Source organism: Pseudomonas sp. GM78 (genome assembly GCF_000282475.1).
Classification (GTDB): Bacteria; Pseudomonadota; Gammaproteobacteria; order Pseudomonadales; family Pseudomonadaceae; genus Aquipseudomonas.
In genome coordinates this window covers 1-13,131 of sequence record NZ_AKJF01000110.1, presented here as the reverse complement: position 1 = coordinate 13,131, position 13,131 = coordinate 1, and the positions used below count along the sequence as shown (strand labels likewise).

Sequence of the window (13,131 nt, the reverse complement as noted above, 5' to 3'; positions counted from 1 at the left end):
TGGCCGCTTCGGCGGCATCCGTAATTGCCATGGCAGGCGCCAAACGCGAAGTTGCCAAGACCGCATTCCTGATGATCCACAACTGCTGGACGTACTTCGCTGGCAACCGGCACGCCATCCGAGAACTGGCCGACACCATGGAGGAGTTCGATCGCGCCATGATCAGCTTGTACGCAGACACCAGCGGGCAAGAGGAAGCTGCGGTAGAGAAAATGCTCGACGCCGAGACCTACATGAACGGATCGAACGCCGTCGAGAAGGGATTCGCTACCGGTCTTATTTCCGCAACTGAGGTTGAGCAAGCGCCAAGCGAAGCGGGGGCGCAGGCCCATTCAGCGCGTAAGCTCGACGCGGCACTGGCGAAGTCCGGCATGCCTCGTAGCGAACGGCGAAAACTCATTTCCGAAATCAAGACCAGCACGTCTAGCACTGCTGGCGGCGACACGCTTCGCGCTGTCGTGCCGGGCATGCCCAGCGCTGCCCTAGATGTATCCGCGTTTGAAGAAACCGCAAACCAGGCGTCAGCGCTTCGAAGTTTGTTCCCGAGCCGCTGAGCGGCTGTAAACACACCCGATTACCTACCGCCCCTGTGGCGGTTTTTTCATTTCTGAAAGGACCAAAAAATGCCAGCTCCGGATTACGCTCAAATCGAAGCCTCCCAGAAGCAAACCCAGGCCGACCTAAAAGCGGTTGGCGATCAAATCAAAACCTATGCCGAGCGCACCGAGAAGGAAATCAAAGCTTCCGGTGAGATGCAGGCGGAAACCCGTGGCAAGGTGGATGAGCTGCTGCTCAAGCAAGGCGAGCTGCAAGCCCGTGTGCAGGAGGCGGAGCAGAAGCTGGTCAATGCTGGTAAGCAGCATGAGCCAGAAGTGCAGCAGTCTGCTGGTCACCTGGTGGCCGCCAAGATGACCGAAGAGGGCGTGACGAGTTCGTTTCGCGGCTCGCGCCGCGTCGAGGTTCCGCGCGCCGCCATCACCACTGCCACCGGCGGCGCCCTGGTCGCCCCTGACCGCGTCGGCGTGATTATTGCCCCTCAGCGCCGCCTGACTATTCGCGACTTGGTCGCGCCGGGTACGACTGGCAGCAACGCTGTCGAGTACGTCCGGGAGACCGGCTTTACCAATAACGCCGCAATCGTCGGCGAAGGCCTGGCCAAACCGTACAGCGACCTGACCTTCGGGCTGGAGAACGCGAACGTTCGTACTATTGCTCACCTGTTCAAAGGTAGCCGCCAGATTCTGGATGATGCCGCGGCACTGCAAAGCTACATTGACGCCCGTGCGCGCTACGGTCTGCTGCTGGCCGAAGAAGCCCAGTTGCTGTATGGCAACGGTACCGGCAACAACCTAAACGGCATCATTCCTCAAGCTCAGGCGTATGCCGCACCGGCTGGAATCACCGTGGCCGCCGAGCAGCGCATCGACCGCATTCGCCTGGCGCTGCTGCAGGCGACCTTGGCTGAGTTCCCATCGACCGGCGTGGTTCTTAACCCGATCGACTGGGCTGCTATCGAGCTCCTGAAGGACGGCGAGGGTCGCTACATCATCGGCAAGCCTCAGGACGGTACCGCGCCTCGCCTATGGAACCTGCCGGTGGTTGAAACTCAGGCCATCGTACAAGACCAGTTCCTGGTCGGCGCCTTCAGCCTTGCTGCGCAGATCTTCGACCGCATGGGCATCGAGGTGCTCATCTCGACCGAGAACGACAAGGACTTCGAAAACAACATGGTCACCATCCGTGCAGAAGAACGCTTGGCGTTCGCCGTGTACCGACCTGAAGCGTTCGTTACCGGCGACCTGACTGCCGCTTAATCCCCAATTAAAAGGCCACCGCTCGGTGGCCTTGCTCGTTTAGGAGAGATCGATATGGCGCGTAATACTTCAAGCTCGCCTGCGGAAAATGACAATTTCACTGATACGTCTGTGGCCACGTCTCCCGCGGGCGGAGCGGTTACTGACAACTCGATCATGATTTACCCGCTGCGCAGCTACCTGGACGGCAAAGAAATCCGCCGCCGGGGTGGTGCCGGTTATCTTTCGCCGAAGCATGACGCGACCTCGCTGATCGCTGCAGGCCTCGCGACTGATAAAGATCCAAAGGCCTGATATGAACGCCATATCGACCGATGAAGCACTGCAGCATTTGCGTGCGGAGGAAGACGATCGTGCGTATGTGGAGTTGCTGCTGGCGGCAGCCGAAGACAGTGCGGCGCAGTTTCTGAACCGACGTTTTTATGCGGATGAACTTTCGCTTGCTGCCGCAGTGTCGGATGGCTCTGCTGGCGACAAGCCGATTGTCATCAATCCATCTATTCGTGCGGCGTGCTTGCTGATCGCCGGCAGTCTCTACGCAAACCGGGAAGATGTCGTCGTCGGTACGATTTCTTCCGAGCTACCCATGGGTTCACGATCGTTGTTAACGCCATATCGCATTGGCTGGGGGGTGTAGTGAGAGCCGGTTCCTTGCGTCATCGCTGTGCCATGCAAAGGCCGGTGCGCGTTAAAAATACATCTGCCGGCTTCGAGGTCACCTGGGCAGAAGTCGGCAAGCTTTGGGCTGATATCGCGCTGCCCTCCGGACGCATCGCCCCTGTTGCTGAGCAACTGAAGGCGACTGTGTCAGCTGAAATTCGCATCCGGCCCCGCGCGGATGCGGTCGCAGGCAATCGCCTGGTGCATGTGGTCGGCGGTATCGCCATGACTTACCTCATCGAGGCGGTATTGCCGGATAACGCCCGCTCGATGCTTCGACTCCTCTGTTCAAACGTCCCCCATTCTTAGAGGTGAACCATGAAAGTAATTGCATTGGGCAACCTGTCCGGCGCCACTGGTGAAAAATCCAAGGGCGAGGAGTTCACTGTCGATGCCAAGACAGGCGCCGAACTGGTCAATCGCGGGCTTGTTCGCGAAGTGCTCGAGTCGCCGGTGGCCAAAAAGGCCGAAGCAGCCAAGGAGTAATGGTCATGCCTGCTCGCCGCTCGCGCATGTCCGGTGACTTCAAGTTGCGACGTACATTGCGCAACATTCACTTGAAAATGGATAACGAATTGGTCCCGGCGATGCAGGAGTCAGCGGACCAGATCCTCACCACCATGCGGCAGTTGGTACCGAAAGATACCGGCGCCGCTGCGTCTGCTTTGAGAACCTTCGTTTCCAAAAGCGGCCTGGATGCGCAGATCGGTATCCGGGGTAAAAAGGACATGCGTCGGTTCTTCTATCTGCGCTTTCTTGAGTACGGCACCAAGGGTTACAGCGGCGCGCTTTATCGACGGGCGGATGCCAACGCCATCGGCGGTGAGCACACCAACAACCGGGATAAGTCGCAACTCAAGGGGCGCCGCAATGCCCTGAACCAGCGACCTACCAAGAATAAAAGTGATGGTGGTCACTTTTACGGCAACTACCCGGATATTCCGGCTCGGCCCGCACATCCATGGCTTCGACCTGCAATGGCCGTGAATCGTGAATTTGTCCTGGCCAATATCCGTGCCGCCGTGGCAAGGACATTGAGCAAAGCGAGTGAGGGCATTACCGATGGCTGATCCGTCTGTTGCACTGCAGGAGGCGCTGGTCGCGCGACTGGAAGCTGAGGTTTCGTGTCCTGTGTACGACGGTGCTCCGATGGATACGCCGATGCCATACATTTCGTTTGATCGCGAAGTCTCGGTGAATACTCGGCCCATCTCCGGCCGTAAACGCGAAACCCGGATGCTCTACCTGTCGGTTTGGTCTGATGCTCACGGCCAGGCGGAAGTCAAACGCATCAACGGCGAGGTCGTCGCCGCCCTGGACGAGCGCCGGTTACCGTTGACAGTTGGCCGGGTTGTCTCCGTAAGAGTTGAGCAGGCCGATGCTCAGCGCGATGCGGATGGTGTCACCTATCAAGGTTCGATCGCTGTTCGCGTTATCACCACTCATTAATTTAAATCCGGCCGCCTCGCGGCTTTATCCAATGTGCCTTTGGAGGAACCCCCATGGCCGATGACAACCTCAATACCGCCGCCGGCTGCCGATTCTCGATCGGCAGCAAGAACGGCGCCGATACCGAAGCGCTCTACAAGGCCGACACCTATGTCGAAGTCGGCGAGATCGAAGACCTCGGCGAATTCGGCGACACTTTCAGCTCTGTGAACTTCACGTCCCTGCGCGATGGTCGTGTTCGCAAATACAAGGGTACCGCCGATGCGGGCGACCTGACACTGACCGTGGGTCTGGACAATGGCGACCTCGGCCAGGCCAAGCTTAAAGTTGCCCACAAGGATCGCAGCAAAGGTGACTACAACATCAAAGTCACCCTGAATGACGGCGATCCTGATGCAACCCCGGCCATTCTCCCGACTACGTTCTACATGCGTGGCAAGGTCATGAACAACACCGTCGCTGCCGGTGCCGCAGACAACGTGGTGCGCCGCAATGTCACCATCGGCATCAACTCCGACATCCTTGAAATTCTCCCGACGTGACTGGTGGGGCTCCGGCCCCAAACTTCCAAGGAATTGATCCAATGAGTAAAACTCTCCACGGCACTGTTGAGGTCACCGTCGGTGATGATGTGTACACCATGGTGCCTACTCTGGGCGCTGTCCGCGCAATAGAGGCGCACTTCGGTGGGTTGCGGGGCGCTTCGCAAGTGGTGAATGCATTGAGTGTTGACGGGTGCGCCCGCATCGTCGCTGCAGGCGCTGGTTTAACGGACAAGGCTGCTGAAGCGCTGGCCGAAAAAGTCTGGCAGGCAGGGGTCCTTGAGGTTTCCGTTCAGCTCAATGCTTATCTGGTCGCGCTTTACAATCCGCGGGGGAAGGATTCGGGAAAGGGCGAAGCGGGGAAGGAGTGAGTGCTGTCGAGGACGGCAGCTATGTTGATCGGCTATATGCGGTAGCCACGGGCTGGTTGGGGTGGCCTCCAGAAGTTGCTTGGCGGACGGCGTTGCCGGAGTTGTTCTTGGCGATGGATGCCAGAATCGAATGGGCGCAAATGACGAACCCGTTCGGTGGAAAGCCTGCTGATTCGCAAGAGAAGCCAAAGCCTTCTACTGTTGCTGCAAAGTTACGACAAGCGTTAACTGGTCGAAAGGGTTGATGATTGGGATGGCACGCTCTTATTTGATAGGCTTGAGATTTGATTGCAGGGAAACACAATGCAACTCCTCATAGTCTTACTACTTCTCGTCATTGCCATCGCACTGGCACCTGGGTTTTTCCTCGGGCTCGCTGCTTTGGTGATGTCAGCGGGAGACGTCGTTGTATTTTCCCTGGCATCGGTACTGACGATTCTCGCGGCCATCTATGTATGGGAAAAAAGATCATCTAACCCAATTAGGCGGCAAGCGAAAGAAGAACGGCGGATCAGAAAAATTACTGACGCTGCAAATAGGGCGAACTCCAGGAAGGAGTAGCTCCATTCAATACTCACAGAAACCTGCTTCGGCAGGTTTTTTGTTGCCCGGAGTAAACCATGGCTGATACAGACGTTCAGGGGATGTTGGTTCGCATCGAAGCGACCACTGCGCAGTTGCGGCAGGAAATGGCCCGTGCGGATTCGAGCGTTGCCCAAGCGTCTGGAAAGATCGACAAGAGCTTGGCCGATATTGATGAGGCTTTTGACCGAACAGGTGACAGTGCCCATAGCGCTGCTGGATTGATTAAGAACGCGCTGGCTGGAGCGATCGGTGCTGCGTCTATCGGCAAGATTATCGAAACAGCCGATTCCTACGGGCAGATGTCAGACCGAATTGGGATGGCAACCAGTAGCGTGGGTGAGTATGACCTGGTGCAACAGCGATTGCTGGAAACCGCCAAACGTACTTACCGCCCACTGAGCGAGGCGCAAGAATTATATATCCGCACATCTGACAGCCTTAAGTCGATGGGCTACGACACTGGCCAAGCGCTGGACGTCATGGATAGCTTCAGTTTCTTGTTGGTCACCAATTCCGCTTCTACTGACAAGGCCAGCTCGGCGATCGATGCCTACTCAAAAGCTCTCCAGACCGGCAAGGTAGAGGCGGATGGTTGGCAGTCGATACTTGCTGCCATGCCTACAGTGGTAGATACGATCGCTAAATCTACCGGTAAGACAGCAGAGGAAATCCGTAGCCTTGGTGCCCAAGGCCAGCTAAGCCTGGACGTTTTAACCGAAGGCCTGCAAAAGTCATCTGAGGCAAATGGTGTCTTGGCGGATAGCATGAGTGTCGCGGTGCGGGATGCGATTCAAAACCTTTCGAATGCATTCACTGTTTATGTCGGCCGAGTCAACGAAAGTACAGACGGTACTGGCATTCTCGCAAGCGGGATTAGCGGTCTCGGGGACAACTTTGAAACTCTTGCAGAAATTGCCGGTGTAGCAGCAGTTGGGGCTATGGCAGTTTTTGTCCGCGGATTAGCTGCCTCCGCAGTTGCATCAGTTATCGCTACCAAAGCAGCAGTTGAAGACTCTCTGGCTCGCCGAGCACAGGCAGCGTCAGTTCTGCTTGCCGCACAAGCCGACCAGAAAAAAGCTCAAACAGCGGTTTTTTTAGCTGAAAAAGAGTCACTGGCAGCGAAGGGGACGGCCGTACAGACGCAGCTGTCGCTTCAGTTGGCAGAAGCAAGGATGGCGGAAACTCGTGCCACCAACGCTGTCGCTGCTGCCCAGGCAGCCGTAGTGGGACCAGCCAGGACAATTTTAGGCATACTTGGCGGTCCGGTAGGAATCGCGATGTTGGCGGTCGGCGCCGCCACTGCGTTCCTCACTCTGCGAGATAACACCAGCGTGCTCGAGGAGAAATTGGGGAACCTCAGTGACCCGCTGGACAAGTTGATCGAGCGCTTCAACAAGCTCAACCGTGCAACTCAGTCCGTCACCCTGCGCGAGCTGAAAGCATCGATCGAAGATGCTGAAGAAGATTTGTCTACAGCGGCCGGATCAATTGCTTTTGAGTTTCAAAGCAGTCTGACCAACGCAGGATTGGCGGGTGCCTCTGGCTTTATGGGCGGTATTGCACCACTGCCTGCCGAGTTCCAGGCCGCTATGGACGTAATTTCCAAGGCGTCGGCCGATCAGTCTTCCGGCATGGTCGTGGATTGGAAAGCAGTATCTGACCAGGTCCGAACAGTTCCTGGTGTAACGCTTGAAATGATTGATGCGCTCGAGCGCAGCGGCGGCGCGGCAGCAGAAAAAGCTGCGCTAGTAGCAAGCCTGAAAACCGCTCTTGCGGAACTTACGGGAGAAACGGACGCCAACACCCGTGCTGAACGTGAAAATGCTGCAGCACGAGCAGGGGCGGTGCAGGAAGGGCAGAAGTATCTTGATCAGTTGCTTAAACAGCTGGCCGCATCGAAAGACAAGACCAATCTGGAAGCAGCCAACCGTTATATCGAAGAGAACACCCTGCTCACGGAAGGACAGGTCGCAGCGATCCGCTCAGCCGCAGCCGCGAAGGATGCGGTAAAAGCTGCTGATGATGCAGCGGCCAAAGCATCGAAAAAGCACATCAGCGAATCGGAATCATCAGCCAAGCAGCAGTTGAAAGCTTTCGAATCGACTGAGGAAAGCTACAAACGTCAGATCGAGTTGATCAACACCACCGGTGAAAAGCAGAAGGATGCCACCGAGGTTGCGAAGCTTTCCTTCGAATTGAAGGAGGGCAAACTCGGAAAGCTGACCGAGGCGCAGAAAAAACGGTTGCTGGGCATGGCTGCCGAGCTCGACGCGCTGAATAAGATCAAAAAAGCCAACGAAGACGATCTGAAGCTGACGGCCTTCAAGGCGGCGCAGGCCACCGGCACGCAGACAACACAGGACGGTTTCGATCAGGAGCTGGCCGGCATCGGCATGGGCGACAAGGCCCGGGACCGGATGCGTGCGGATCTGGCGCTTCGGCAAAAGTATGCGGCTGACTTGGCCAGCTTGAACGAACAACGCAACACCGGACAGATCTCGCCAGAGCTCTATGCCAGCGAGACGAAAGTTCTGCAGGATGAGCTCGGCAAGCGGTTGGTCGCCCAACAGACCTACTTCAGCCAGGTGGATGCCGCCCAGGCCAACTGGTCAAACGGTGCGGCGGATGCACTGCAGGACTACGTTGACCAGGCTGCCGATGTTGCCGGCCAAACCAAGCAGCTGTTCACCAGTGCCTTTAGTGGGCTGGAGGATGGCATCGTCGACTTCGTTAAAACGGGGAAGCTGTCCTTCAAGGACATGGCCGATTCGATCATTGAGGACCTGATCCGAATTCAGGTGCGGCAAGCCGCCGCTGGTTTCCTCAGCAGTGCATTCAGCGCATTCACGGGTTGGGGGGCTGGCAGTGGAACCATGACCGGCTTCAGCGAAGGCGCGATGGTGGCCAACGCCAAAGGTGGGGTCTACAGCTCTGCCAGCCTGTCATCGTATTCTGGCGGTGTCTACGACACGCCGCAGACCTTCGCCTTCGCCAAGGGCGCCGGCATCTTCGCAGAAGCTGGCCCCGAGGCAATCATGCCGCTGACCCGGGCTGCTGACGGGTCGCTCGGCGTTCGGGCCATTGGCGAATCAGGGGCGTCAGCCGCTGAATCCGCTTCAACGGTGTCGGTTGGCGGGATCACGCAGCACATCACCGTACAGGGCAGTGCTGATGAAGCCACGCTCGCCCGCATCCAGGAGGCGGCGCGACGTGGTGCCGAAGGCGGCTACCAGATGATGCTCAAGGACCTCAAACAAAACGGCCCCGCCCGTCAGCTAATCAATCGCCGGTAAACGGCTGTAGGAGTACTTCATGGCTATCGCTTGGCCGGCTGCGTTGTGGCCGTCGCAAATGACCTGGGGCATGGTCTACAACAACCGGGCCTTCACGTCGACGCTGTCCAACGCTCAGCAGATCATGGGCTATCCGGGGGCCTACTGGCTGTGCACGCTCAGCTTTGATGGCCTGTTTGATGAGGACGAGCGCGAAGTAACGGCGCTGCTGGGCCGCCTTCAGGGCATGTTTGGGACGGTGAATATTCCTGCCTTCACGCGCACCAGGTCCGACAACATTGGCGCGCCGGTAGTCGTCACAGCCAATGCCCAGGCCACCAACATGATCTTGGGCGGGGTGACGCCGAACCAGAAGGTCTTTTCTTTTGGCGACTACATCTCCATCGCCGGTGAGATGTTTGAGGTGGTGGACGATGCCATGTCGAACGCTCAGGGCCGGGTTCAGGTGTTTCTCAACAAACGGATTCGCCGGGCTATCACGCCCGGGGCTGCCGTTGAGTATCGCAACCCCTATTCCGAGATGCGCCGTGTGGATGACACCAATCAGCTGACTGTTCAGCCCGTCGTGGCCAACGGCAGCTTTCAGTTTCGAGAGGCTTTCTGATGCCGTCAGCATTCCCATTCAGCCAGAGCGTGGTGAACATCATCGCCACCGGTAAGTTCATGCCCGTCTATGCCGTGCAGTTGGATTTTGTCGACGGTATGGTCTTCGCGCACACCGGCACCGGCGATCTCGTAATCGACGGCATTACCTATCTGGGAGTCGGCAATTTCGGCGAGGTGAGTCAGTCCCAGGAAAGCGACAACTCAAGCTCGCCGATGTCGGTTGAGCTGACGTTGAGCGGCCTCGATGCCTACATCCTGTCCGAAACCAATGTGCGCGGTTGTCGCGGGCGGTTGGCCAAGGTGATGTTCGTGGTGTTCGACGAGAACGGCACCTATGCCGCTGACATCCTTTTCTCGGGGCGCATGGATGCCGCCAAGTTTTCCTTTGCTGGTAATGGTCAGGAAGGCAACAGCATCGCCGTTCCGGTGATCGACCGTATGGCCGAGTGGAGCCGTACCGGTACCGAGCGCTTCACCGACGAAAACCACCGTGCGCGTCATGACGGCGACCGCTTCTTTTACGCCATCGCCCAGATGTCCGAGTGGCCCATTTACTGGGGCTCGAAGAAGGACGCCCCGACATTCACTTATGGAAGTTAGCCATGCGCTACCGAGACTGGACAACCCGTCTGAACGACGTGATCAAGGCCGCCCAAGAGCGGCCTTTTTCATGGGGTGAATTTGACTGCTGCCTGTTCGCGGCTGACTGCACTTTGGCCATTTGTGGCGTGGACCCGGCCGAAAACTACCGCGGCAAGTACACGACCGAGACCGGTGCCAAGCGGCAACTGAAGAAGCAGCACGGCAGCCTCGAAGCGGCATGGGATGCCCGTTTCGCAAGGGTGCCGCTGACCTTCATTCAGCGCGGAGACGTAGTGCTGTACGACGCGCCTGGCGGGCGAAGCATGGCCGTGTTCTGGGCAGGTGATTTCTGGGCAACAACTGACGACGGCGCAGCCCGAGTCGAATGCGAGCCACTGGCCGCGTGGAGGGTTGAATGAGTGGCGGCGTTAAAAAACTCGCGCAGGTAGTCGTTGGCGCGGTCATCGGCGGCTTTCAGGGCGGCCCGTGGGGCGCGGTCGCTGGTGCGGCGCTGGCCTTCTACGCAGCCGAACAGCAGGAAAAGCTCAACACCAAGTCGCCTTTGCGCGACAACGAGCCGTCAGCACAGACCGTACGTTCCTCCAAGGCGCCGGTGCGGTTCATCCTTGGCCGGGTTTCCACCGGTGGCGTGCTGGTCTGGGCGCAGGAGCAAGCGGGCGCGCAGGGCGAGGGCGAGTGGCTGCACCTGGTCTACGTTCTGTGCGAAGGCGCCATTGATGCGCTGGAAAACATCTACCTGGGCGAAGAGGAAATCAGCTCGTTTGGACCGCTGGCGAGCTACGAGCTGATCGTCAACCCGACCCAGGTCAACGCCTTCCTGAAGGCCAACTGCCCGGATTGGAAGGACAGTCAGATCGGACGGGGACTTTCCTTTGTTCGCGTGTCGCTGCAGTACAGCGCCGAGAAATTCCCCTCGGGTATTCCGGACACACGGTTTGTCGTTCGAGGTCGAAATGACCTCTACGACCCTCGCACGGGCACCGCCGTTTACAGCGCAAACACCGCGCTGCATCTGCTCTGGTTTCTGCGTGCCCGCTGCGGTGTGCCGGACGATGAGATTGTTTTCGAAACCTTTGCCAGTGCAGCCAACCTCTGCGACGAAGCCCTGACCAATGCCGACGGATCGACCAGTCAGCGCTATCGAACTGCCTGCGTGATCGGTGCCGACGAACAGCGCACAGGTGTGCTGCAAAAGCTTGAGGCGGCGTGCGCAGGCAAGCTGATCCGTGTAGGTGGCCGCTGGATGCTCCAGGCGGGCGCGTATTACGGGCCGTATGATTTCGAGATCACTGAAGACATGGTGGTGGGCACCATCACTGGCAGCACCGAGCCAAGCAACGATTCCGCCATCAATACCGTGCGCGGCACCTTCATTGACCCTTCGCAGTCCTGGACCGAAACCGACTATCCCGAAGTGCAAGTGGATCAGTGGGTTGTAGAAGACGGTGGAGAGGCGGCGGAAACGCTCACCTATTCCTACGTCACGGATCCGTACCAGGCCCAGCGCCTGGCAAATATGGAGCTGCGCCGTCGTCGCGCCGGTGGTGCAATCAGCATCCCAATGAATTTCGCCGGCTACAACTGTCGGCCGGGCCGCGTGGTACGGGTGAACCTGCCGTCTCTGAATATACTCGGGGAATTCATTGTTTCTGACTGGTCGATGGGTGACAGCGAAGGCTGTACCGTTCAGGTGAAACAATACGAGGCGCCGATATTCGATGATGCCGTGGGTCAGCCATACAACCCACTTGGCTTTATCAACCTGCCGACCGGTGGCCTAGGGTCACCCACAAACCTCAAGTGGACGCAGGATGCATCGGCCGAGGTGACACAGGGCATCCTCTCCTGGGTGCCTCCGTCCGGCATTGTGAAGGAATACATCGTCATCGTTCGCCAGGGTGCGACTGCGATCCAATCGCACAATGTTCCAGCGACCTCCACCGAGCGGGCTATCAATGGCTTGCCTTCGGGTAGCTACACGATGAGTGTGGCGGCAGTGGGGCCGATGGCTCGGTCGGGCGAGGCGACTATTTCCGTTAGCGTGAATGGTCCGCCCATTCCTGAAGCCTGTGTGGTGCAGTCGTCGATTGATTCGATCACCCTGATTCCGTCCAACACCTTGCGCGGGTTGAATGGCGGGACCTATGAATACTTCTTCAGCACGGTTCCGTCATCTGACCCGGATGATGCGGTGTATCTGGGGCAGGGTCTTTCCTTTACTCATACCGGACTCGGCTTCTACACCAACTATTACTACTTCGTTCGGTCGTCAAATGCTTATGGCAAAAGCGCATTTCTGTACGTGCCCGCATCAACTTCGAATGATGTCGGCGCTTACCTCGACGCGCTGGAGGGGGAAATAACAGATTCTCACCTCGGCCAGCATCTGCTGGGGCGGATCGATCTGATTGATGGCCCGCCAACCCTGCCGGGATCGGTCAGCAATCGAGTGAATGAGCTGGGCGAGCAGATCGGCGAAGTCACGGATCACCTGCAGGAGCTGGTGAACGAAGGGCAAGTCGCGCTGAGCGAAGCGCAGCAGGCGTTCAGCGAAGCTCAAGCCGACCTTCAGTTGCAAATCGATCAGGTCTCCACACTCGCCAAGTCGGCCGAATACCAGAAGGACAAAGCCTACGCCGCCGGCGCCTCAACGCGCCTGAATGATCGTCTGTACCAAGCCAAAATCGCGGTACCGGCGGATGCCAGCGGCGCGAAGTCGCCGCCGAATGCGACCTATTGGGTGGACGTTGGTCAAGTAGTGTCCGAGTCGAACGGCTTGGCCGCTCGGGTCAACATCACTGAAACCAAAATCACCAGTATCGAGGGGGTTAATACCAGCCAAGGCACGGCGATCATTGGGCTGACCAACAGCCTGACCACCACCAACGGCAACGTGACCGCCGCGCAAAACGCGGCGAACGCGGCGAACACCTTGGCCGGTGGCAAGGGCAAGGTGCTGGTGCAGACGGCGGCGCCGGCGGCAGCCGATCAGCTGGTGCAGAACCTGTGGATCGACATCACCGGCGGGGCGAACACGCCGAAGCGCTGGAACGGATCGGCGTGGGCAGCAGTGACGGACAAAGTGGCAACCGATGCGGCAACGGCAGCCGCCAACGCCTTGTCGGTGGCCAACACCAAGGCCGATGCCTCGGCGGTCAACAGCCTGACCACTCGCGTCGCGGCGGCGGAAGGGACGATCAGCAGCCAG

General features: G+C 58.3%; 15 protein-coding genes. All 15 read left to right on the top strand.

From position 1 onward, the window contains the following. A partial coding sequence (locus PMI35_RS13165) for a Clp protease ClpP (protein ID WP_008061052.1) occupies window positions 1–554 on the top strand: 554 nt, incomplete at its 5' end. Window positions 555–623: 69 nt separating this feature from the next. Beyond that, window positions 624–1,814: a phage major capsid protein gene (locus PMI35_RS13170; RefSeq protein ID WP_008061051.1), complete on the top strand. Its 1,191-nt coding sequence runs from the start codon at window positions 624–626 to the stop codon at window positions 1,812–1,814. Between the two features lie 54 nt (window positions 1,815–1,868). Beyond that, window positions 1,869–2,108, top strand: a complete 240-nt coding sequence (locus PMI35_RS34680; RefSeq protein WP_008061050.1) for a hypothetical protein — start codon at window positions 1,869–1,871, stop codon at window positions 2,106–2,108. A gap of 1 nt (window position 2,109) precedes the next feature. Next, window positions 2,110–2,451 (top strand): head-tail connector protein, encoded by a 342-nt coding sequence (locus PMI35_RS13175; RefSeq protein WP_008061049.1) that lies wholly within the window; start codon window positions 2,110–2,112, stop codon window positions 2,449–2,451. Then, the gene (locus PMI35_RS13180; protein WP_032831728.1) at window positions 2,451–2,783 is read left to right on the top strand and encodes a head-tail adaptor protein; all 333 of its coding nucleotides are present in this window, start codon (window positions 2,451–2,453) and stop codon (window positions 2,781–2,783) included. The genes PMI35_RS13175 and PMI35_RS13180 overlap by 1 nt, the downstream gene beginning before the upstream one ends. A gap of 9 nt (window positions 2,784–2,792) precedes the next feature. Beyond that, entirely contained in the window at window positions 2,793–2,960 is a 168-nt protein-coding gene (locus PMI35_RS34965) for a hypothetical protein (RefSeq protein WP_008061046.1), read from the top strand. Between the two features lie 5 nt (window positions 2,961–2,965). Further along, on the top strand, window positions 2,966–3,544 hold the full coding sequence (locus PMI35_RS13185) for an HK97-gp10 family putative phage morphogenesis protein (RefSeq protein WP_008061044.1): 579 nt from the start codon (window positions 2,966–2,968) through the stop codon (window positions 3,542–3,544). Then, window positions 3,537–3,923, top strand: coding sequence for a DUF3168 domain-containing protein (locus tag PMI35_RS13190; RefSeq protein WP_008061042.1), 387 nt, complete (start codon window positions 3,537–3,539; stop codon window positions 3,921–3,923). Before PMI35_RS13185 ends, PMI35_RS13190 begins: the two co-directional genes overlap by 8 nt. A 53-nt stretch (window positions 3,924–3,976) precedes the next feature. Continuing rightward, complete coding sequence (locus tag PMI35_RS13195; RefSeq protein WP_008061040.1) at window positions 3,977–4,465, top strand: hypothetical protein; 489 nt, start codon at window positions 3,977–3,979, stop codon at window positions 4,463–4,465. Between the two features lie 41 nt (window positions 4,466–4,506). Continuing rightward, complete coding sequence (locus tag PMI35_RS13200) at window positions 4,507–4,836, top strand: hypothetical protein (protein WP_008061038.1); 330 nt, start codon at window positions 4,507–4,509, stop codon at window positions 4,834–4,836. A gap of 620 nt (window positions 4,837–5,456) precedes the next feature. Then, window positions 5,457–8,714, top strand: coding sequence for a phage tail tape measure protein (locus PMI35_RS13205; protein WP_008061036.1), 3,258 nt, complete (start codon window positions 5,457–5,459; stop codon window positions 8,712–8,714). Between the two features lie 19 nt (window positions 8,715–8,733). Then, window positions 8,734–9,318 carry a hypothetical protein gene (locus PMI35_RS13210; protein WP_008061034.1) on the top strand — a complete coding sequence of 195 codons (585 nt, stop codon included), beginning with the start codon at window positions 8,734–8,736 and terminating at the stop codon, window positions 9,316–9,318. Further along, window positions 9,318–9,920 (top strand): hypothetical protein, encoded by a 603-nt coding sequence (locus tag PMI35_RS13215; protein WP_008061033.1) that lies wholly within the window; start codon window positions 9,318–9,320, stop codon window positions 9,918–9,920. The genes PMI35_RS13210 and PMI35_RS13215 overlap by 1 nt, the downstream gene beginning before the upstream one ends. Before the next feature lie 2 nt (window positions 9,921–9,922). Next, complete coding sequence (locus PMI35_RS13220; protein WP_008061031.1) at window positions 9,923–10,321, top strand: DUF6950 family protein; 399 nt, start codon at window positions 9,923–9,925, stop codon at window positions 10,319–10,321. Further along, a partial coding sequence (locus PMI35_RS0132790) for a phage tail tip protein J-related protein (protein WP_008061029.1) occupies window positions 10,318–13,131 on the top strand: 2,814 nt, incomplete at its 3' end. The genes PMI35_RS13220 and PMI35_RS0132790, both read left to right, overlap by 4 nt.

Excerpts from the sequence above, each read along its gene's own strand:
- PMI35_RS13190 (WP_008061042.1), top strand. The coding sequence starts at position 3,537 with ATGGCTGATCCGTCTGTTGCACTGCAGGAGGCGCTGGTCGCGCGACTG.
- PMI35_RS13170 (WP_008061051.1), top strand. The coding sequence starts at position 624 with ATGCCAGCTCCGGATTACGCTCAAATCGAAGCCTCCCAGAAGCAAACC.
- PMI35_RS13195 (WP_008061040.1), top strand. The coding sequence starts at position 3,977 with ATGGCCGATGACAACCTCAATACCGCCGCCGGCTGCCGATTCTCGATC.
- PMI35_RS13200 (WP_008061038.1), top strand. The coding sequence starts at position 4,507 with ATGAGTAAAACTCTCCACGGCACTGTTGAGGTCACCGTCGGTGATGAT.
- PMI35_RS13215 (WP_008061033.1), top strand. The coding sequence starts at position 9,318 with ATGCCGTCAGCATTCCCATTCAGCCAGAGCGTGGTGAACATCATCGCC.
- PMI35_RS34680 (WP_008061050.1), top strand. The coding sequence starts at position 1,869 with ATGGCGCGTAATACTTCAAGCTCGCCTGCGGAAAATGACAATTTCACT.
- PMI35_RS13210 (WP_008061034.1), top strand. The coding sequence starts at position 8,734 with ATGGCTATCGCTTGGCCGGCTGCGTTGTGGCCGTCGCAAATGACCTGG.
- PMI35_RS34965 (WP_008061046.1), top strand. The coding sequence starts at position 2,793 with ATGAAAGTAATTGCATTGGGCAACCTGTCCGGCGCCACTGGTGAAAAA.
- PMI35_RS13220 (WP_008061031.1), top strand. The coding sequence starts at position 9,923 with ATGCGCTACCGAGACTGGACAACCCGTCTGAACGACGTGATCAAGGCC.
- PMI35_RS13175 (WP_008061049.1), top strand. The coding sequence starts at position 2,110 with ATGAACGCCATATCGACCGATGAAGCACTGCAGCATTTGCGTGCGGAG.
- PMI35_RS13185 (WP_008061044.1), top strand. The coding sequence starts at position 2,966 with ATGCCTGCTCGCCGCTCGCGCATGTCCGGTGACTTCAAGTTGCGACGT.
- PMI35_RS13205 (WP_008061036.1), top strand. The coding sequence starts at position 5,457 with ATGGCTGATACAGACGTTCAGGGGATGTTGGTTCGCATCGAAGCGACC.